A 20,639-nucleotide genomic window follows, 5' to 3' on the forward strand; every position below is an offset into this window, starting at 1 on the left:
AGAAGGCCCTCGGCACGGAAACGGTTGGCTCGACACCACCGGACCTACCGAGGGCCTTCCCTCACCTCCAACACGACACGCCGCCCAACCCCACCACTTCTCAAACGCTCACTTAACGCATCCGGTAGACGAGGGGGCCCCGCTTAACACGGTGGGCCGGGCCGGGGTGGTGAGCGCGATCAACGCGGTGCCGGCGAGCGTGAGGCCGGGCAGACGCCGGTCCGCGCCGGTCACCTCGCGGCGGGACAGCGCGGTCACGGTCCAGGTGTGCGCGGCGACGGTGAGCGCGGCCGGCAGCGCCCGGACCACCCGTCCGCCGGACGCGCCGAGCAGCACGTCCAGCCCTCGGCAGGCGGCCATCACCGCCGGGCCGGCGGCGGTGTTCTTCGCCCGCAGGTCGTACCCCCAGATCGTGGCCGCGAGCGGCAGCGCGACGGCCGCCGCGCGACGCCCCCCTGCGGCGGTGGCGACGGCGAGCCCGGCGGCGGTCAGGCCGGACGCGACGCCGAGCGCCACCGACGGGCGCACCCGGCCGGACGGGATCGGGCGTTCCGGCCGTTCGACCGCGTCCAGCCGCCGGTCCGCCCAGTCGTTGGCGGCCATCCCGGCCCAGTAGAGCAGCACCGACGCGCCGGCCAGCGCCGGTGTACGCGGGCCGAGCGCACCGGCCGCTGCCGCGCCGGACAGCACGTCCCCCGGTACGGAGAGCGCGGCGGGCGCCCGCACCAACTCGGCCAGGTCGGCCAGGCGGGTCACGGCGTCACCCGGGCGTGCAGGCCGGCGGCGAAGTCCCGCAGCACCGTCCACTGATCACCGAGCGCGTGACCGGCCGCGCCGAGCGGATCCTTGAAGAAGAACGCCAGTTCGGTCAGCGGGCCCTCGCGTCCGGCCGCGTGGGCGGCGGCGGTGAGCCGGGCCAGGTCCAGCACGAGCGGCGCGGCCAGCGCCGAGTCGCAGCCGTGCCAGGTGAACTCCATCCGCATGCCGGTGCCCAGGAAACCGGCGAACGTGACCAGATCCCAGGCGGTCTTGAAGTCGCCGAGTTCCTCGACGTACTCGATCCGGGTGTGGCCCTGCGGCAGGTAGCCGAGCGTCTCGGCGAGCACCCGCTGTTTGCTGCCCACCTTCGCGGCGTTGGCGGCCGGGTCGGCGAGCGTGGCGCCGTCGCCGCCGCCGAGCAGGTTCGTGCCGGACCAGGAGCGCACGGCGAGATGCCGCATCGCGAACATCGGCGCGAGCACCGACTTGAGCAGCGTCTCGCCGGTCTTGCCGTCGTGCCCGGCGTACGGCAGTCCGCGTTCGGCGGCCAGCGCGGCCAGGGCCGGCAGCCGGGCGCCCGTCGACGGGGTGAAGTCCACGTACGGGCAGCCGGCGGTGAACGCCGCGTACGCGTACGCGGAACTGGGCGGCAGCACGTCGGCCGGTCCGGTCAGCGCGTCGCGCAGCGTGGCCAGGTCGTTGTGGGCCGGGTGCGGGGCGGGCGCCGGCTCGGTGGCGGCGACGTTCACCACCACCACCCGGTCCAGCCCGTGCCGGGCCCGGAACCCGGTCAGGTCGCGCACCACTGCGGCGATCCGCTCCCCCTGGTCGCCCTCGGCCGGAGCGGGCCGTAGCGCCGCCTCGACAGCGGTCAGGTCCGGCGCGACGGCGTCGGCCAGCCGGGCGGGCAGCACCCCGGCGGCGGCGAGCGCCTCGGCGCGTTTGGTCAGCGGGGTGGCGACCACGTCGTGGCCGCCGAAGACGAGATCGGCGAAGCCCGGCAGGGCGGGCCCGCGCAGGTCCGGCAGCTCGGTCACGCAGCCGGTCGGCGCGGTGAGCCCGGCCCGCAGGGCCAGCCCGCCGACCACGGCGGTGGTGGCGACCGAGCCGCGCGCACCCACCAGCCACACACCCGTACGCATTCGCGCTACCTCCCCAGGTAAGGCCGGTCCGCCGGTGCGGCCGGGGAATCCCGGTCCGGCCGCACCGGAGGGCCGTGCTGGTCGTGCCGCGGACACCGGCGGCACGCTCCCCGGAGCCGGCCTCGTCCCCGCCGCGGGGCGCAACCACGGCGGGCCCTCGCCGGCCGGCGCCGGTGAGTGTCGGGCGGACCCCGAGGGGCCCGCCTCGGATCAGGCGGAAGCTTCGGCCAGGGCGGGCTCCACCTCCGTCCAGGCGGCCCGCTCGGCGGAGCGGGTCACCGCGTCGAGCACGAGCTGGACCTGAAGCGCGTCGGCGAACGACGGGGCCGGGTCGGCGCCGGTGGCGACCGCCTCGACGAAGTCGCGCGCCTGGTGGGTGAAGGAGTGCTCGTAGCCGATGATGTGGCCGGGCGGCCACCACGCACCCAGGTACGGGTGGTCCGGCTCGGTCACCAGGATCCGGCTGAAGCCCTGCTCGGCGGTGGGGCGGGTGGCGTCCAGGAACTCCAGTTCGTTGAGGCGTTCCAGGTCGAACACGACGCTGCCGCGCGAGCCGTTGATCTCGACCCGCAGGGCGTTCTTGCGGCCGGTGGCGAACCGGGTCGCCTCGTACGTGGCCAGCGCTCCCCCGTCGAGCCGGGCCACGAACACCGCCGCGTCGTCAACAGTCACCGGGCCCATGGCACTGCCGTTGCCGTCGGCCTGCGCGGCCAGGCCGCTCGACCCGGCGACGAGCGGCCGCTGACGCACGAACGTCTCGGTCAGCGCGCTGACCCCGGTGACGAGCTGACCCGTGACGTACTGGGTCAGGTCGATGATGTGCGCGCCGATGTCACCGAGCGCGCCGGAGCCCGCCCTGTCCTTCTGCAACCGCCACACCAGCGGGAACTGCGGGTCGACGATCCAGTCCTGGAGGTAGGTCGCCCGGACGTGCCGGATCTCGCCGATCCGCCCGTCGGCCACCAGCTGCCGCATCAGGGCGACAGCCGGCACCCGCCGGTAGTTGAAGCCGCACATCGCGCGTACCCCGGACTCGCGCGCCCGGGCCGCGGCCTCGGTCATCTCGCGGGCCTCGGCGACGCTGTTGGCGAGCGGCTTCTCGCACAGCACGTGCTTGCCCGCGGCGAGCGCGGCGAGTGCGATCTCGCGGTGGCTGTCCCCCGGCGTGCAGATGTCGACCACGTCGATCTCGTCGGACTCGACGAGCCGCCGCCAGTCGGTGGTGTAGCCGTCCCAGCCGAGCCGGTCGGCGGCCTCGGCCACCTTCGGCTCGTCGCGGCCGCAGACGAGCGTCATCCGCACCCGCGCCGGCAGGTCGAACACCCGGTTCACGGTGCGCCACGCCTGGGAGTGCGCGGCGCCCATGAACGCGTAGCCGACCATGCCGACCCGCAGGATGCTGTCGTGACTGGACAAGGTGGGTCTCCCCCCGTGTGTCAGAACCCGAGCTTCAGGTAGTCGCTCGCGTTCTCCTTGGTGATCGTCTCGGAGGCGAGCACGATCTCCTTCGGTACCTGGAGTTCGACCAGGTCGGACATGCCCTTGCCCTGGCCGATCAGGCGGGCCAGGGAGATGGCCGAGGAGGCCATCGACGGGCTGTAGGTGACTGTGGCCTTGAGGACGGTGTTGTCGGCGGCGATGTCCTCCATGGCCTTCTTGGAGCCGGCGCCGCCGACCATGATGAATTCCTTGCGGTTGGCCTGGTTGACCGCCGCGAGCACGCCGATGCCCTGGTCGTCGTCGTGGTTCCAGACCGCGTCGATCTTCGGCAGCGCCTGGAACAGGCCGGTGGCGGCCTGTTGCCCGGAGTCCACTGTGAACTCCGCGGGCCGCCGGTTGGCGACCTTGAACCCGTACGAGGCGAGCGTGTCGGCGAACCCCTTCGACCGTTCCTGGGTCAGCTCCAGCGACTCGATGCCGGGGATCTCGCCGATCACCGGGTTGCTCACGCCCTTGGCCTTGAGCTGCTCGGCGATGTAGGTGGCGGCGGCCACCCCCATGCCGTAGTTGTCGCCCTTGATCTGCAGCCGGTAGGCCCGCGCGTCCGGGAAGGCCCGGTCCAGGTTCACCACGGGGATGCCGGCCTTCATCGCCTCCAGGCCGAACGCGTTGAGTTCCTTGCCGTCGTGCGGCAGCAGCACGATCACGTCGGGCTTCTGCGAGATCAGCGTGGACAGCGCCGCCCGCTGGGCCGCCGCGTCCGCGCCGGCCTCGACCGACTTCAGCTCCACGTCCTGGTACGCCCCGGCCTGCGCCTTGGCGTTGTTGGTGATGGCGGCGATCCAGCCGTGGTCGGCGGCCGGGGCGGAGAAGCCGATGCTCACCTTCTTGCCCGTCTCGGTGTTGGCGCCGGAACCGGCCGCCTTGGTCTGCGCCTCGGTCGGGTTCTGCTCGTTGCTGGTGCAGCCGGCGAGCAGCACCCCGGCGGAGACGGCGGCCCCGCCGAAGAGCAGCCGGCGGCGGGACAGGTCATGGCGCGGTGTTCTCATGACGCCTCCTGGGATGAGGTGGTGGGGTGGTTTCGGGTGTGGCGGGCCGGACCACCGTCGGTACGACGGCAGCCGGGATGTGCGCGTGGGGTCAGGTGGTGGTGGCCCGGTTGCGGGCGAGGAACTGGGTGAGGCTGCCGAACTGCACCTGCTGGACCAGGACGGCGGCGACGATGATGCCGCCCTTGACCATGTTCTGGGCCTCGGCGGAGAGGTTGTTGATGGCGAACAGGTTGGTGATGGTGGAGAAGATGATCACCCCGAGCAGGGAGCCGATGATCGTTCCCCGCCCGCCGCTGAGCAGCGTGCCGCCGATGATCGCGGCGGCGATCGCGTCCAGCTCGTAGAGGTTGGCCATCGCCGCCTGCGCGGAGGTGGCCTGCGCGGTCAGCATGACCGCGGCGATGCCGCAGCACAGGCCGGACAGCGCGTAGAGGAGCACCGTGTGCCGGCGGACGTTGATGCCGGCGAGCCGGGCCGCCTCCGGGTTGCCGCCGACCGCCACCGTACGGCGGCCGAACGTGGTCCGGTTCAGCAGCACCCACCCGGCCGCCACCACCGCCACCAGGATGTAGACGAGCAGCGGGATGCCGAGCACGTTCGTGCTGGCGATGCCGTTGATGAACGTGTTGCCCGACACCTGGGTCTGCTTGTCGGAGATCTCCGCCGCCAGCCCTCGCGCGGCGACGAGCATGGCGAGCGTGGCGATGAACGGCACCAGCCGCCCGTACGAGACGAGCAGCCCGTTCACCACGCCGACGGCGAGCCCGACGGTGAGCGCGGTGAAGATCATGCCGCCCGCGCCGTAGCTCTGCGTGGCCACTGTGGTGCACCAGACCCCCGCCAGCGCCACGATCGCGCCGACCGACAGGTCGATGCCGCCGCCGATGATCACGAAGGTCATGCCGACGGTGACCACGCCGACCACCGAGGCGAGCTTGAGGATGGTGAGCGTGTTGCCCCACACCCAGTTCGGGTCGCCGTAGAGGTCGGGGCGGGTCAGGATGCCGATGACCACCAGCACGACGAGCGTGGCGAGCAGGCCGAGGTTGCGCTTGGCGCCCTCCCCGCCGTCGCCGCGCCACCAGGAGAGCCGCGCCGGCGCGTCGACCTTCGCGGTCTCCGCCCGCTCCACCGGCGGCGACTGCGCGGGCAGCGAGGTGTCAGTGGCTTCGCTCATGCCGCCGCCCCGCTTCGCGCGGCGCCGGCACGAGACTCTCCGGCGCTGTGTCGATGATTCGCTCGCTGTCGCTCGCTCATGCCGGTGCGCCTTCCATGAGGGACCCCGCCATCACGAGGTCGAGCACGGTGTTCTCGTCCAGTTCGCCGGCCGGGGCCTCCCGGACCACCCGGCCCTCCCGCATCACCAGCACCCGGTCGGCCAGGCCCAGCACCTCGGGCACCTCGCTGGAGACCAGCAGCACCCCGACGCCACGGGCGGCCAGATCGCGGATCACCTGGTACAGCTCGGCGCGGGCGCCCACGTCCACGCCCCGCGTCGGTTCGTCGAGCAGCAACAGCCGGGTGTCACCGAGCAGCCACCGCCCGACCACCACCTTCTGCTGGTTGCCGCCGGACAGCGTGCGCACCGGCCGCCGTACGTCCCGGGGCCGCAGCTCCAGCGACGCGGCGATCCGGTCCGCCTCGGCGCGTTCCCGTCCGGTGTCGGTGAAGCCGAGGCGGGCGTACCGGCTGAACGTGGCGAGCGTGACGTTGCGGTAGATCGGTTCGCCGAGCAGCAGCGCCTGACTCTTGCGCTCCTCCGGCGCCATACCCATCCCGGCCCGTACCGCCGCGCCCACGCTCCCGGGGCGCAGCGTCCGGCCGTTCACCCGGACCGTACCGGCGTACGCCCGGCGCGCGCCGAAGATGGTCTCCAGCAGCTCCGACCGGCCCGAGCCGACCAGCCCGGCGATGCCGACGATCTCTCCCGCCCGGACCCCGAGCGAGACGTCGGCGAACTCGCCGGGCCGGGTCAGCCCGTCCACCCGCAACAGCTCCGCGCCACCCCCGTGGTCGGCCGGGCGCTGCGGGAAGACGTACTCGATGGTCCGCCCGGTCATCCGGGCGACCAGGTCGCGGGTCGGTGTCTCGCGGGCCGGCAGGCTCGCCGCCGTGGTCCGGCCGTCCTTGAGTACGGTGACCCGGTCGCCGATCTCGCGGATCTCCTCCAGCCGGTGCGAGATGTAGATGACCGCGATGCCCTGCGCGGTGAGTTCCCGGATGGTCCGGAACAGGTTCGCCACCTCGTCGTGGGCCAGCACCGCGCTCGGCTCGTCCATGATGATCAGCCGGGCCTCGTGGGACAGCGCCCGGGCCATGCTGACGATCTGCTTGCCGGCGGCGGGCAGGTGCCGCACCAGCCGCCCCGGCGGGATCTCCGGGTGGCCGAGCCGGGCCAGGATCTGCCGGGTACGCCGGGCCATGTGCCCCCGCCGGACGAAGCCGAACCGGCGCGGCTCGTGGCCGAGGAACGCGTTCTCCGCCACCGACAGGTCGTCTACCAGGTCGAGTTCCTGGTAGATGGTGGCGATGCCGGCGCGCATGGCGGCCTGCGGGTTGGCGAACGACGCCGGCTCGCCCCGCCAGAGCACCTCACCGGAGTCCGGCCGGTGCACCCCGGCCAGCACCTTGATGAGCGTGGACTTGCCGGCGCCGTTCTGCCCGAGCAGGCAGTGCACCTCACCGGCCCGCACCTCCAGTTGCACGCCGTCGAGCGCGCGTACCCCCGGGAACGTCTTGACGACGTCGGTGAGGCGCAGGACCACCTCGCCCGCGACGGCGTCGGCGGGCGCCTCGACCAGTGGCTTCCCGGTCATGCTGCCTCCCCGAATGCGAGGTCACTCGCCAGCACGGCCGCGCCGGCGACGCCGGCGCGCGGGCCCAGCTCGGACAGGACGACCGGCAGGTTGCCGGTGGCCAGCGGCAGCGAACGGCGGTAGACCACGCTGCGGATCTCGGCCAGCAGGATGTGCCCGAGCTGGGCGAGGCCGCCACCGATGACGATCATCGAGGGGTTGGTGAAGCTGACCAGCCCGGCCAGTACGCTGCCGACCCGCCGGCCGCCGTCGCGGATGAGCTGGATGCAGGTGACGTCCCCCTCGATCGCCCCCTGCGCCACGTCCAGCGCGGTCACCACGCCCCGGGCGGCCAGCCGTTCGGCCAGCGCCGGCGACACCTCGGTGCGGGCCGCCACGGTCGCCTCCCGGGCCAGCGCCGCGCCGCTGAACACCGCCTCCAGGCAGCCGAGGTTGCCGCAGGAACACATCGGACCGTTCGGGTCGACCTGGATGTGGCCGATGTCCCCGGCGCAGCCGTCGGTGCCCCGGTAGACCTCGCCGTGCAGGTAGATGCCGCAGCCGATGCCGGTGCCGATCTTGATGAACAGGAAGTCGTCGACCGAGTGGGCCACGCCGCCGTGCCGCTCGCCGATCGCCATGATGTTGACGTCGTTGTCGACCACCGCCGGGCAGCCGTGCTCACGGGTGAGCAGTTCGCGGACCGGGAACCGGTCCCAGCCGGGCATGATCGGCGGGGAGACCGGCACGCCGTCGCGGAAGCTGACCGGCCCCGGTACGCCGATGCCCACCGCGTCGAGCCGCTCGTACGCGCCGTCCACCTCGGCCTTGTGCAGCAGTTCGTTCACCCGCTGGAGCGTCACCTTGGGGCCGGAGCGGATGTCGGCGGCCTCGGTGTAGGCGGCCACCGTCTCCAGCCGGCCGTTCACCACCTCCACGTCGATCGAGCTGGCGCCCAGGTCGACGGCGGCGAAGCGCAGGTGCGGGCTCAGCTCGACGAGCGTGGAACGGCGCCCGCCCCGCGAGGCGGCCAGCCCGGCCTCGGCCACGTATCCGAGGGAGACCAGCCGTTCCAGCTCGGCGAGCAGGCGCGGACGGGGCATCTGGAGGCGGTCGCCGAGTTCGGCGCGAGACACCGCGCCCTCGTCCCGGAGCAGTCGCAGAAGCCGTACGTGCAGGGGGTCGACCGTCCGCACCGGCAGTCACCTCCGCATCGGAAGTCCGTCACATCGACGACGGCGTTGTGTGTTGTGTCCGACACAGTAGGAGCCTTCCGGGCCGCATGTCCATAGCTTCAGCACGTCTGATGCAAACTTTTGTCTATACGAGCAAAAGCGAGTTCCGGATCATGAAAACGCGACGCCCCGCCCGTGTGACTTCCGGGCGGGGCGTCGCGATCTCGGGTCAGCGGGAGGGCGCGCGGCCCTTCTTGCGCAGCTTGCGGTCGTCGCGCAGCTCCACGTAGGGCTCCTCGTCGGCCGGGTGCCCCGCCGCGATCGCGCGACTGCGCTCCAACTCGGCGTCGAACTCCGCACCCAGCAGGATCGCGACGTTGCTCAGCCACAACCACACCAGGAAGATGATCACGCCGGCCACCGCGCCGTACGTCTTGTTGTACGAGCCGAAGTTGCTGACGTAGAGCGCGAACAGGCCCGACACCACCAGCCAGAGCACCACCGCGAGCACGCCGCCGGGGCTGACCCAGCGGAAGCCGCCGTGCCGGGCGTTCGGCGAGGCCCAGTAGAGGATCGCGAACATCAGGCTCACCAGCACCAGCAGCACCGGCCACTTGGCGATGTTCCACACCGTCACGGCGGTCTCGCCCAGCCCGATCGCGTTCCCGGCCTGCTCGGCCAGCCCGCCGGTGAACACCACGATCACGGCGCTGATCAGAAGCATCACGCCGATCACCGCGGTCACGCCGAGGCGTACCGGCAGCGTCTTCCAGATCGGCCGCCCCTCCGGCACGTCGTAGATGCTGTTCGAGGCGCGCATGAACGCGGCGACGTAGCCGGACGCCGACCAGAACGCCGCCACCAGACCGACGATCGCCGCGATGCTCGCCAGCCCGCCCGACTGGCCCGCCTGGTCGATGGCGCTCTCGATGATGCGGCGGATGTTCTCCTCCGGCACCGCCTGCCCGACGGTGTCCCGCACCCCCTCGGTGGCCCGGTCGCCGAGCAGGCCGAGCACCGAGATCAGCACCAGGACGCCCGGGAAGATGGAGAGCACGCCGTAGTAGGTGAGCGCGGCGGCCCAGTCGGTCAGGCTGTCGTCCTGGAACTCCCGCACGGTCCGCTTGAGGGTCGCCATCCAGCCCGTCGCCGACAGGTCGGCCGGGCTGTCCGGCCCGTCGTCCGGGCCCACCGGTCCGGCATGCTTCCGCCCGTCGGGCCGGTCGTGCCCGGCGCGGGCGTCGTCACGCATGGCGGGGGCGTCCTCACGCCCGTCGCGGGTGTCCTCGTGGACGTCGTGGGCGTCGTCGCGGGCGGCCATGGCACCTCCTCGTCGTCATGTCGTCCCGCACGACATGCCCTGACGAGGGCAGCGATAACCACCGCACCCGCAAACCAGCCACTCGCGCCCCACTGCTCGCACCCTGCCGCCGCCTCTCCCGTCGGTACCTTCACCCCGCTCGCCGCCTTTGCTCCGCAGCCATGCGCGCGGCAGACACGCTCCGTAACCATGTGCGCCGATGGGTGCAGAGCAAAGGTGGCGGGGGCAGCGCTCCCACCGGCACCCCGCCACTCCCCCGCCCGAAATCCTGGCGAGCCGCCGCTCCGCCGCGACCACCAATCGCCACCATCTCGACGACCGTCACGACGAGTGGAACGTCATGAGTGTCAAACGGGACCGGAAGCACCCATGACGGTCCACTCACCGAGGGTCGGCCGACGGCGTGCGCGGAAGCGAGAGCGCAGGGCACGGACGGCGAAGGCCGGGGCGCTGAAGTGACGCGTGATCCGCCTTTTCGCTGCCACCACCTCGGGGAAGTGGAGATGATCGTGGAAACGCGAGCCGGCGAACACGCTCTGGGGCCATTTGCCCACCGGGTGAGCGCGGCGCGCGCGAGCGCGCACGACCCGGCGCGACGGGCGCCGCTCGCGCGAGCCGGCACGGGAGACGCACCCACCTGAGTGGACACGTTGTGTGACGACAAGCATCACGGGCACGCCCATTCTTCATCGTTGTAAGCGGTATCGGGAGAGAGCCACGAGAGACGGCCTCCCATCATCGCGAAACAGTTTCAAGAAATGTGTGGCGCGAATGAGCGACGCTCCATTCCGTCACTCATTGCAATCATGATCGGCAATGTTCCCAACATGCGCGCTATTCGCGTATCGTGCCCCCTCGTGCCGCCCGTTCGCCCCTCCGACGCGACTCCCCCCAAACCCCGGCCGCCGTCCGGCGGACGACCGGGGTCCGACGTGGACGCCGAGGTGGTGTCGCTGCCGCCGGACGACGGAAGCGTCCCCGGGCCCGAGTGGGCCGACGACGGGCCGGGCGAGACGCACCACCACAGCCGAGCAGCGCACCACACCCCGGACGAGAACGAAGCCCGCGACAAGGGCGAGAACGAGACCCGCGACAAGGGCGAGAGCCCGGACCAGACCCGGGACGCCCGTGAACTGGCCGCCCGGTTCGAGGAGGAGAAACCGGGACGGGTGCTCGCCGGCCCGATCGGGGTCCTCTTCACCGGCGTCACCGTCGCGGTCGGACTGCTGACGCTCTGGCAGGTCTTCTTCCCGCTGGCTCAGGGCAGCAAGTACTACCTCATCTTCTTCCTCGCAGGCGTCCTGCCGGTGGTGTTCCTCGCGTACCCCTCGGGGGTGCGGCTGCGACGTGCCAAGGCCGACGCGGGCGACGTGGACGACGTGGACGACCGGCGCGGTCCCACGCCCGTGGACTGGCTGCTGGCCCTCGCGGCGCTCGTCGTCTGCCTCTACCCGGTGCTGCCGATCACCATCGGCGCCGGTGGCGGCGGGTACGACGCCTTCCTCGACCGGCAGGGCCTGCTGGACCCGCTGGACGTGGCGTTCGGCACCGGACTGCTGCTCCTGCTGCTGGAGGCGTGCCGGCGTACCACCGGATGGATCCTGCCCGCGGTGTGCGTGCTGTTCCTCGGGTACGGCTACTACGGCGGCCTGCTGCCGCAGTCCTGGCCGGTGGCGCACGCGGGGCTCGACTTCGGGCAGCTCGTGGACGCGTTCTACAACTCCGACAGCGGCTTCTACGGCACCCCGCTGGACGTGGCCGCCTCGTACATCGTGCTGTTCACCATCTACGGCGCGGTGCTCGACCTGTCCGGCGCGGGCCGGTTCTTCGTGGAGCTGTCCGCCGCCGCGTTCCGTCGCTCGCGGACGGCCGCCGGGCGTACCGCAGTCGCCTCGGGTTTCCTGCTCGGCACGGTCTCCGGCTCCGGCGCCGCCACCACCGTCAGCATCGGTGCGGTGACCTGGCCGATTCTGCGCCGCGCCGGCTACCCGGCCGAGCGGGCGGGCGGCATGCTCGCCGCCGCCGGTGTGGGGGCGATCCTGTCGCCGCCGACGCTGGGCGCCGCCGCGTTCATCATCGCCGAGTACCTGGGCGTGTCCTACCTCCAGGTGCTCGGCTGGGCGACGGTGCCGACGATCCTCTACTACCTGGGCATCCTGCTCTCCGTCGAGATCGACGCCCGGCGCTCTGGCGTGCGCCCGGTGGTCATCGACACCGGCTCGGCGTGGCGGCTGCTGGCCCGTTTCGGCTACCACTTCCTCTCGCTTCTCGTGATCATCGTGGTGCTGGCGCTCGGCGCGTCGGCGATGCGGGCGGTCGTCATCGCGACCGTGATCGCGGCGGCGCTGTCCTTCCTGGACCGCCGGCACCGGCTCACGCCGGCCCGGCTGGTGGCGGCGCTGCGCGACGGCGTACGCGGGGTGCTCGCGGTGAGCGCCGTCTGCGCCGCGGCCGGCATCATCACCGCCACCACCACGAAGACCGGCCTCGGGCCGCAGGCCGCCGCGCTGCTGATCGACGGCGCGCAGGCGGTCAGCTCGGAGCCGGCGGTGGTGCTGGCCCTGACCGCGGTGCTCGCCGCCGTCGCGCTCAGCCTGCTCGGCCTCGCCGTGCCGGTCACCGCCTCGTTCGTCATCGGCTGGGTGATCATCGGCCCGGCGCTGCTGAACCTGGGCGTCGAAGCGCCGGCGGCGGCCATGTTCGTCTTCTACTTCGCGGTGCTGTCCGAGGTCTCGCCGCCGACCGCGCTCGCCGCTGTCGCCGCCGCCGCGGTCACCGGCGGCCGGCTGGTGCCGACCATGTGGCAGACCCTGCGGTACGCGCTGCCGGCGTACCTGATCCCGCTGGCCTTCGTCATCACGCCGACCGGCCTCGGGCTGCTCGGCATCGGCGGGCCCGGGCGGATCGTGACGGCCGGTCTGGTGTCGGCCCTGGGCGTCGCGGTGCTGGCGGTCGCGGCCGGCGGCTGGCTACCCGGTGTGGGCCCAGCCGGCGTGCCGGAGCGGATCGTCGGCGCGATCGCCGGGCTGGTGCTGCTCTGGCTGGAACCGCTGCCCATGGCGATCGGCGCGGCACTCGCCGCGCTCGCGGTCGCGGGCGTGTACGTCCGACGTGGCGCCGCCGGACACCCCGGCCGCCCGGCGGCTGAAGAATCCGTGGACCTTGGGGAGGAGAGAGAGTGGGACGGATCGACGCGAGGATAGTGGCGGGTGTCGGGGCACTGGTCCTGGTCGCCGCCGGTGCCGCCGGCTGCGGAGGCCGTCAGGACGGCGCGGCGAAGGACGACGCCGCCCGCGAGGTCAGCTGCAAGGTCACCAAGGACACCCGGGTCGGCATCGCCACCGGAAACGCCACCGGCGTCTACTACGTGGTCGGCAACGCGCTCGCCGGTGAGCTGAGCAAGACCACCGACGGGAAGCTCACCGGGACGGCCGCCGAGACCGGCGCCTCGGTGCAGAACGTCGAGCAGCTCGTCGCCGGCCAGTACGACGTGGCGTTCTCGCTGTTCGACACCGCTGTCAACGCGGTGCAGGGCAAGGGGAGCTTCAGCGCGCCGCAGCCGGTGAAGGCGCTGGCCCGGATCTACGACAACTACACGCAGGTGGTGGTCCGCGCCGACGCGGGGATCACGTCGGTGGCCGACATGAAGGGCAAGAAGATCTCCACCGGCTCGCCGAAGTCCGGTACCGAGGTCATCGCCAACCGGCTGCTCACCGCCGCCGGGCTGGACCCGGCCAAGGACATCCAGGCGCAGCGGCTGGACCTCACCAAGACCGTCGACGGCATGAAGGACGGCAGCATCGACGGCTTCTTCTGGTCCGGCGGCGTGCCGACCGGCGGCGTCACCGACCTGTTCACCACGTCCGGCGACAAGGTGAAGTTCGTCGACATCAGCCCGCTGCTGCCGAAGATGGCCGAGCTGAACCCGGCGTACCAGGCGGGCACCATCGGCAAGGACATCTACCGGACCCCGGCCGACGTGCCCACCATCGTGGTGCCGAACGTGCTGCTGGTGCGGGACGACCTGGACGCCGACGTGGCCTGCGCGATCACCCGGACGGTCTTTGACAAGAAGGACGCCCTGGCCCAGGCGAACCCGGCGGCGAAGGGCATCGAGCTGGGCAACGCCCGCAAGACCGACCCGGTGCCGCTGCACCGTGGCGCGGAGCGGGCGCTGAGCGACCTCGGCGCGAGCTGACCTGAACGGGCCGGGCCCGGACGTGCGTCCGGGCCCGGCCCACCGACCCGACCCGGAGACCCCCGTGCCGCTGCCCCACCCGGCTCGCGTACGCCGGCATCACCGCTCCGCGGACCGCACCGGACGCCTCCGCTCGGTCCGCGTCCAACTGCTGGCCCCGATCCTGGTGGCCACCGCCGGCCTGGTCGTGCTGGGGGCGGCGCAGACCGGCGCCGCGCTCGACGCGTCCGCCGACGCCGACCGGGCACGCGTGCTGGCCGGCACCGCCACCGCGACCGTACGGCTGGTGCACGAGCTGGAACGCGAACTGGCCGAGACGGCCGCGTTGCGCCAGCGCGGCGGTACGTCCGGCCGCCCGCTCGTGGACGCGCAGCGCCGGCGGGTGGACACGGCGGTGGAGCGCTACCGCTCGGCGCAGGGTGACGCGCGCCGGGCCGCCCCGGATCTGGGCGGGGTGCTCGACGACGTGGGCGGGCGCCTGGCGCAGCTCGCACCCACCCGGGACCTGGCGCTGGCCGGTGAGCGCGGCGACCCGGCGTACGTGTCGCTCGTGGAGTCGCTGCTCGCGGTCGCGGACGCGCTGCCCAGCCAGCTCCGCGACGCCGAGCTGGCCAACCAGGCGCGGGAGGTCGCAGCGGTGGCCGCCCAGGAGCACCTGTCCGCGCTGGAGCGCGACCTGCTGCGGGCGGTGTTCGTCCGGGGTGGACTGCAGAGTGGCGAACTGGCCCGGCTGGGCCGGCTGCGGGGTGCCCGGGAACAGCGGCAGGCCGAGTTCCTGCGGATCGCCTCCGCCCCGGCGAGCAGGGCCTGGTACCGCCTGGTCGACGGCACCGACGTGACCACTGCCCGCCGGATACGTGACGCCGTGCTCGACTCCGACGGCGCGCCGGGCACGGTGAAGACCGACGGCGACGCCTGGTACGTGGCGCAGAGCGGCGCGATCCGGCGGTACAACCTGCTCGGCCGGGATCTGACCGACGGGCTGGACCGGGACGCGGCGGACCTGGCCGGGGCGGCCCGGTTGCGTGCGGTGCTGACCGCCGGCGCGACGAGCACCGTCGCACTCGGCTCGCTCGTCACCGCCGTGTTGCTGGCGGTCCGTACGAGCCGCCGGTTGCGCCGGCTGCGGGTGGCCGCGCTGACCATGGCGAACCGGGAGTTGCCGGAACGGATCACCGCGATCGCGGCGGGCGAGCGGACCCCGGCGGAGGGCCCGGCGACCCGGATGACCGACGGGATCAGACGGGGCCGGGACGAGGTGGCGCAGGTCGCCGAGGCGTTCGACACGGTGAACCGGGCCGCGTTGCGGCTGGCCGGGCAGCAGGCCGAGTTGCGGCTGGACGTGACCCGGATGGCGGAGGCCCTGGCCCGGCGCATCCGGACGCTCATCACCCGGCAGCTACGGCTGCTCGACGACTTCGAGCGCGAGGAGACCGACCCGGACGCGCTTGCCCGGCTGTTCGCGCTGGACCACCTCGCCGCCCGGTTGCGCCGCAACGGCGAGAACCTACTGGTGCTCGCCGGCGGCGAGCCCGGACGCGGGCACGAGGGCGCGTTGCTGCTGGACGACGTGGTACGGGCGGCGGCCTCCGAGATCGAGGACTACCCGCGGGTGGAGATCGACGTGCCGACCGCGGCGGTGCACGGCACGGCGGCCGGCAACCTGGTGCACCTGCTGGCCGAGCTGCTGGAGAACGCCACCGTCTACTCGCCGCCGGAGGCCCGGGTGCTGGTGGACGGCCGGCGCACCGTCGACGGGCTGGTGCTGCGCGTGCACGACCAGGGCATCGGCATCAGCGAGAGCCGGCTGGCCGAGATCAACGAACGGCTCGCCGCGCCCGCCACGCTGTCCAGCGCGGCGGCGGGCAGCATGGGCCTGCACGTGGTGGCCCACCTGGCGGCCCGGCACGGGATCCGGGTGCAGTTGCACAACCCCGGTACCGGCACTGTGGCGCAGGTCGACGTACCGGAATCGGTCCTGACCCGGGTCGAGTCGGTGGCCTCCCGGCCGACGGCCGAGCGGCGACAGCGCGCCGCGGCCTGGTTCAAGTCCGGGCCGGCCGCCGGCCGCAGCCTCGTCACCAGCGCCACGACCGTCGGCCCGGTGCGCGGCGTCGCCGCCGTCCGCACGCCCGGTGGCGCGCTGCTGGCGCCGAGCGCGGCGCGGATCCGGCCGGTGAGCGTGCCGCCGACGCCCGTCCCGACCACCGCCGCCGGGCTGCCCCGGCGGCAGGTGGGCGGCCACCTGCCCGAGCCGATGCCGGACACCACCGCGCCGCCGCCGGCCACCGACCTGCTCGACCCCGAAGTGGTACGTGCCCGGCTGTCCGCCCTCGCCGAGGGGGTGGCCAGCGCGACCCGCCGTGCCCCGAACACCACACCCAACGGGAGAAGACCATGACCTCACCGTCCACCACCGGACTGGACTGGCTGCTGGCGAACTTCGCCGAGCAGGTGCCGGACGTCTCGCACGCGCTCGCGGTCTCCGAGGACGGGTTGCGGCTGGCGTCCTCGCCGGACCTCTCCCCCGACCAGGTCGACCAGCTCGCGGCGGTGATCAGCGGGCTGGCGAGCCTGACCGTGGGCGCGGCCCGGCTGATGTCCGCGGGCCGGGTACGCCAGCAGATCGTGGACATGGACGGCGGGGTGATGCTGGTGATGGCGGTGGGTGAGCGGGCGCTGCTCGGCGTGCTGGCCGCGCCCGGCTGCGACCTGGGCCAGATCGGCTACGAGACGGCGACTCTGGTGCAGCGGGTGGCGGAGGCGCTGGAACCGGCGGTCCGCCGGTGACCGGCCGCGCGCTGCGGCTGACCGCCGCGCTGATGTCGGCGGTGCTGGTGGCCGGGTGCGCGGCCGAGGACTCCGCGCCGGAGGCGTGGCACGGCGGGCGGATCTTCCTGGCCACCGGCAACACCACAGGCGTCTACTACCAGCTCGGCGGCGGGTACGCCGACCTGATCACCCGTCACCTGCCCGGGTACGAGGCGCGGGCCGAGCCGACCGGCGCGTCGGTGGAGAACATCACCCGGGTGGCGAGCGGCGACATGGAGATCGCGTTCAGCCTGGCCGACACGGCGGCGGACGCGGTCGACGGGCGCGGGGCGTTCGACAAGCAGCCGCAGCCGGTACGGGCGCTGGCCCGGGTCTACAGCAACTACACGCACGTGATCGTCCGCGCCGACGGCAAGATCCGCAGCTTCGCCGACCTGCGCGGCAAACGCATCTCCACCGGTTCGCCGAAGTCCGGCACCGACATCATCGCCGGGCGCCTGCTCACCGCCGGTGGCATCGACCCGAACCGGGACATCCAGCGGTTCAACCTGTCGCTGCCGGAGACGGTCAAGCGGATGCGGGCCAAGGGCCTGGACGCCATGTTCTTCTCCGGCGGTCTGCCCACCCCCGGTGTCAAGGATCTGCTCTCGTCCGCACCGGGCACGTTCCGGCTGCTGCCGATCGACGAGCTGATCGAGCCGTTGAGCGCCCGCTTCGGCGCCGTCTACACCACGGCGACGCTGCCGAAGGAGGTGTACGGGACACCCGAGCCGACGCCGACCATCACGGTGGCGAACGTGATCCTGGTGGGGGCGGACATGCCGGACCAACTGGCGTACGACCTGACCCGGGTGCTGTTCACCTGGCAGGGCGAGTTGATCCAGGTGCACCCGGAGGCGGCGAACTTCAACCGGTCCAGCGCCGCGGCGACCCGCCCGATCCCGTTGCATCCGGGCGCGCAGCGGTTCTACCGCACCGGCTGAGCGCGGGACCGCGCCGCCTCGACCGCGCCGGGGCGGGACCGCGCCTGCTCACGGCGTCCAGTCGCGCCGCAGCAGGCCGTAGATCACCATGTCTCCGAAGCCGTCGCCGTCGTACCCGCGCTCCCGCTGGGTGCCCTCGTGGACGAAACCGCATCTCTCGGCGGTACGCCGCATCGCCGTGTTGGCGGCGAGCGTCTCGATCTCCAGCCGGCGCAGGTTGCGGTTGCGGAAGCCGTACCGGCAGAGCAGCCGGATCACCTCGGTCCCGTATCCCTGGCCGCGCGCCTCGGGGAGCAGCGTGATGCCGAGGTGGGCGAGCCTGCTGAACGTGTCGATCCCCCACAGCACGCCAGTGCCGAGGAACGTCCCGTCGGCGACGGTCTCGGCCAGCAGTGTCACCGGGGCGCCGGCTGTCGGCTGCTCGGCGGCGGCCTTCTCCAGCCGGGCCCGGACCTGACCGACGTGGTACGGCAGGAACGGCTCGTCGTCGGTGATCAGGCGCAGTTCCGGATCGCTGTGCAGACGGAACAGGTCCGGCGCGTCGTCGGGGGTGGGCGGGCGAAGCCGGACGCGCTCGGTGGCGAACATGCCGCGACGCTAACGGCGGACGGGTGGGCCGACAACCGGATTCGACTCCCCTACCGACCGGTCGGTAGGGTGACGGTATGACCCCGCTCGTGCTCGCCTCCGCCCTGACCAAGACCTACGGGACCCGGGACGCCCTGCGCGCGCTCGACCTCACCGTGGCGGCCGGCAGCCGCTTCGTCGTGCTCGGCCACAACGGCGCGGGCAAGTCGACGCTGCTGGAGATCATCGCGACGCTGCGCACCCCGACATCCGGCTCGGTACGCGTCGGCGGCTTCGACACCGTCACGCAGGCGCGGGACGCTCGGCGCCTGATCGGCCTCGCGCCGCAGTCGAACGCCCTGGACCCGCTGGCCACCCCCACCGAGGTGCTCGACTTCCACGGCGTGGCGCTCGGGCTCGGCCGCCGTGAGCGGGCCCGCCGTACGCGGGAACTGGTCGACCTGTTCGGCCTGGGCGAGCACCGCGCGGCCCGGGTCGCCACGCTCTCCGGCGGCACCCGCCGCAAGCTCGACCTGGCCGTGGCGCTCGTCACCGAGCCCGCCGTGGTGATCCTGGACGAGCCGACCACCGGCCTGGACCCGCTCGCGCGCATCGACTTCTGGACCGAACTGACCCGCCTCAACCAGGCCGGCACGTCGCTGCTCATCTCGACCCAGGATCTGCACGAGGCGGACGTACTCGCCACCGAGATCGCGGTGCTCCGGGACGGCCGGGTGGTCGCCCAGGGCCCACCGGCGTCGCTGAAGCAGCGCGTCGGCGCCCGTACGCTCACGCTCGACCTGTCCGGCGCTGCCGCCGCTGCCGCCTTCGCCGCCGCGTCCGAGGCCGGGTTCCGCGCCGACCCCGACCGCCCGGACCGGGTACGCCTCAGCGTTCCCGACGACCCGCGCGCCCTGGCGAAGGCCCTGGTCGAGGCCGGCCACGCCGCCGCCGACATCACCCGGCTGCACCTCGCCGAGCCCTCCCTCGACGACGTCTTCGTCGCCCTCGCCGCCCGCTGAGGCGTGACCCCGCCGCACCCCGAAAGGCCCCGATCCGTGCTCCCGCTCGCCGTCACCCCACCCCGCCGCTCCCCGGCACCTGTCGTCCTCGCGGCGATCGGACGTTCCACGCGTGCCGTGCTCCGTACGCCCGCGCTGCTGGTCGCCCCGGTCGCCCAGTCGCTGTTCTTCCTGCTCGTCTACGCCGGGCAGCTCGACGCCGTCGGCAGCACCTACCTGGACGGGACGAGCTTCATCGCGTTCCTGCTGCCGCTGATCCTGCTCACCGGCGTCGCCACCGGCGCGGGTGCGGCCGGCACGCTGGTGCTGGGCGACCTCACCAGCGGATACCTCGACCGCCTCCGGCTCGCCCACGGCACCACGACACCGTTCCTCGTCGGCCCGGCCGTCGCCGCGCTGATCGCCGTCGTCCTCCAGATGGCGGTGACAGTGGCCGGTGCCACCGCGATCGGCTACCGGCCGGCGAGTTGGTCCGGCGTCGCCGGGATGCTGCTGCTGATGCTGGCCCTGGGCCTCGGTGTCGCGCTGCTGAGCATGGCACTCGCGCTCCGGTCGGGCTCGGCGTCGGCCACCAACCTGGTCACGCTCGCCGTGTTCGGCCTGTCGTTCTTCACCGGCGTGTTCGCGCCGGTCGACGAACTCGCCGGCTGGATGCGGGTGATAGCCGTGGTCAACCCGCTCACCTATATCGTCGACACCGCCCGCCAGCTCGGCGGCGACGCGGCGCTCACCGCGGCCCCGATCGGCGTGACGGCGATCGTCACCCTCGCCGTCGCCGGGACCGCGGCCTGCGCCCTCGCCCTCCACCACGCGAGGAAGAACCGATGAGCCCAGCCGACACCCGCACCCAGATCATGGACGCCTTCGCCGAGCAGCTCGCCGCGACCGGCTACCAGGGCATCTCCCTGGTCGGCGTGGGCCGCAGCGTCGGCATCCAGAAGCCGTCCATCTACCACCACTTCCCGGGCGGCAAAGAGGATCTCTACATCGCGGTGGCGGAGCGGTACATCCGGGACGTCGGCGCCCGGATCTCGGCGGCGCTGGCCGGCCCCGGCGACGTGCCGCACCGGCTGCACGCGCTCGCCACCGTCGCCGCCGGTCAGCACGGCGACGCCGTCACGTTCGAGCAGCGCATCTACGACACGCTGCCGCTCGTCTCCGCCGCGACCAGCGAGCAAGTCTCGGGCCTCTACGTCGCCCTGATGCTGGCGCCGGTGACCCGGTTCTTCGCCGACGCCCGGGCCGAGGGCGTCGTCACCGGCGAACCGGAGTTCCTGATGAACGCGTTCCTGCACCTGGCCCGCGCCGCCGACCTCACCGACGAGACCGGACCCGCCCGGATCGTCGCGCTCTTCCTCGACGGCGCCCGCCCACGTGCCTAAACTAAGGACTTAGCTAACCGAGGAGGTCGCG

The 20,639-nt window shown here is 73.0% G+C and carries 16 protein-coding genes and 1 pseudogene; 8 read left to right on the forward strand and 9 right to left on the reverse strand.

Annotated features, from left to right (window positions below; genetic code table 11):
• Nucleotides 1–111: 111 nt before the first annotated feature.
• The 8 genes and pseudogenes from NMK34_RS23375 to NMK34_RS23410 form a co-directional block, all read right to left on the reverse strand.
• A pseudogene (locus NMK34_RS23375) lies at nt 112–756 on the reverse strand (SCO3242 family prenyltransferase); the annotation flags it as partial.
• Nucleotides 753–1,901: an inositol-3-phosphate synthase gene (locus NMK34_RS23380; protein ID WP_318335224.1), complete on the reverse strand. Its 1,149-nt coding sequence runs from the start codon at nt 1,899–1,901 to the stop codon at nt 753–755. The pseudogene NMK34_RS23375 and the gene NMK34_RS23380, both read right to left, overlap by 4 nt.
• A gap of 210 nt (nt 1,902–2,111) precedes the next feature.
• On the reverse strand, nt 2,112–3,284 hold the full coding sequence (locus NMK34_RS23385; protein ID WP_412098964.1) for a Gfo/Idh/MocA family protein: 1,173 nt from the start codon (nt 3,282–3,284) through the stop codon (nt 2,112–2,114).
• A gap of 53 nt (nt 3,285–3,337) precedes the next feature.
• Complete coding sequence (locus NMK34_RS23390) at nt 3,338–4,390, reverse strand: substrate-binding domain-containing protein (protein WP_121684095.1); 1,053 nt, start codon at nt 4,388–4,390, stop codon at nt 3,338–3,340.
• A 91-nt stretch (nt 4,391–4,481) separates the two neighbouring features.
• A complete protein-coding gene (locus NMK34_RS23395) occupies nt 4,482–5,570 on the reverse strand; it encodes an ABC transporter permease (protein WP_318335226.1) in 1,089 nt (362 codons plus the stop codon).
• Nucleotides 5,571–5,646: 76 nt separating this feature from the next.
• Nucleotides 5,647–7,209 carry a sugar ABC transporter ATP-binding protein gene (locus NMK34_RS23400; RefSeq protein ID WP_318335227.1) on the reverse strand — a complete coding sequence of 521 codons (1,563 nt, stop codon included), beginning with the start codon at nt 7,207–7,209 and terminating at the stop codon, nt 5,647–5,649.
• Complete coding sequence (locus tag NMK34_RS23405) at nt 7,206–8,384, reverse strand: ROK family protein (protein ID WP_318335228.1); 1,179 nt, start codon at nt 8,382–8,384, stop codon at nt 7,206–7,208. Before NMK34_RS23405 ends, NMK34_RS23400 begins: the two co-directional genes overlap by 4 nt.
• 208 nt (nt 8,385–8,592) lie before the next feature.
• Nucleotides 8,593–9,684 carry a YihY/virulence factor BrkB family protein gene (locus NMK34_RS23410; RefSeq protein ID WP_318335229.1) on the reverse strand — a complete coding sequence of 364 codons (1,092 nt, stop codon included), beginning with the start codon at nt 9,682–9,684 and terminating at the stop codon, nt 8,593–8,595.
• 932 nt (nt 9,685–10,616) lie between these two features.
• Between NMK34_RS23410 and NMK34_RS23415 the strand changes: the two genes are divergently transcribed.
• From NMK34_RS23415 to NMK34_RS23435, 5 genes are all read left to right on the forward strand, one after another.
• Entirely contained in the window at nt 10,617–12,887 is a 2,271-nt protein-coding gene (locus tag NMK34_RS23415; RefSeq protein WP_318335230.1) for a TRAP transporter fused permease subunit, read from the forward strand.
• Nucleotides 12,863–13,882 (forward strand): TAXI family TRAP transporter solute-binding subunit, encoded by a 1,020-nt coding sequence (locus NMK34_RS23420; RefSeq protein ID WP_318335231.1) that lies wholly within the window; start codon nt 12,863–12,865, stop codon nt 13,880–13,882. The genes NMK34_RS23415 and NMK34_RS23420 overlap by 25 nt, the downstream gene beginning before the upstream one ends.
• 64 nt (nt 13,883–13,946) lie before the next feature.
• Nucleotides 13,947–16,283 (forward strand): sensor histidine kinase, encoded by a 2,337-nt coding sequence (locus NMK34_RS23425; RefSeq protein ID WP_318335232.1) that lies wholly within the window; start codon nt 13,947–13,949, stop codon nt 16,281–16,283.
• Nucleotides 16,280–16,672, forward strand: coding sequence for a roadblock/LC7 domain-containing protein (locus NMK34_RS23430; RefSeq protein ID WP_194802308.1), 393 nt, complete (start codon nt 16,280–16,282; stop codon nt 16,670–16,672). The genes NMK34_RS23425 and NMK34_RS23430 overlap by 4 nt, the downstream gene beginning before the upstream one ends.
• On the forward strand, nt 16,669–17,637 hold the full coding sequence (locus NMK34_RS23435) for a TAXI family TRAP transporter solute-binding subunit (protein ID WP_135241544.1): 969 nt from the start codon (nt 16,669–16,671) through the stop codon (nt 17,635–17,637). The genes NMK34_RS23430 and NMK34_RS23435 overlap by 4 nt, the downstream gene beginning before the upstream one ends.
• Before the next feature lie 48 nt (nt 17,638–17,685).
• Here the strand turns inward: NMK34_RS23435 and NMK34_RS23440 are convergent, their stop codons facing one another.
• A complete protein-coding gene (locus NMK34_RS23440; protein ID WP_318335233.1) occupies nt 17,686–18,225 on the reverse strand; it encodes a GNAT family protein in 540 nt (179 codons plus the stop codon).
• A gap of 77 nt (nt 18,226–18,302) precedes the next feature.
• Here NMK34_RS23440 and NMK34_RS23445 point away from each other — a divergent pair, with 77 nt between their 5' ends.
• The 3 genes from NMK34_RS23445 to NMK34_RS23455 are packed head-to-tail and all read left to right on the forward strand — an operon-like array spanning nt 18,303 to nt 20,608.
• Nucleotides 18,303–19,226 (forward strand): ABC transporter ATP-binding protein, encoded by a 924-nt coding sequence (locus tag NMK34_RS23445; RefSeq protein WP_318335234.1) that lies wholly within the window; start codon nt 18,303–18,305, stop codon nt 19,224–19,226.
• Nucleotides 19,227–19,262: 36 nt separating this feature from the next.
• The gene (locus NMK34_RS23450; protein WP_318335235.1) at nt 19,263–20,054 is read left to right on the forward strand and encodes an ABC transporter permease; all 792 of its coding nucleotides are present in this window, start codon (nt 19,263–19,265) and stop codon (nt 20,052–20,054) included.
• Complete coding sequence (locus NMK34_RS23455) at nt 20,051–20,608, forward strand: TetR/AcrR family transcriptional regulator (protein ID WP_318335236.1); 558 nt, start codon at nt 20,051–20,053, stop codon at nt 20,606–20,608. Before NMK34_RS23450 ends, NMK34_RS23455 begins: the two co-directional genes overlap by 4 nt.
• Nucleotides 20,609–20,639 lie beyond the last annotated feature (31 nt).

It is taken from the genome of Micromonospora sp. BRA006-A (genome assembly GCF_033433935.1).
In the GTDB taxonomy this organism is placed as follows: domain Bacteria; phylum Actinomycetota; class Actinomycetes; order Mycobacteriales; family Micromonosporaceae; genus Micromonospora; species Micromonospora aurantiaca.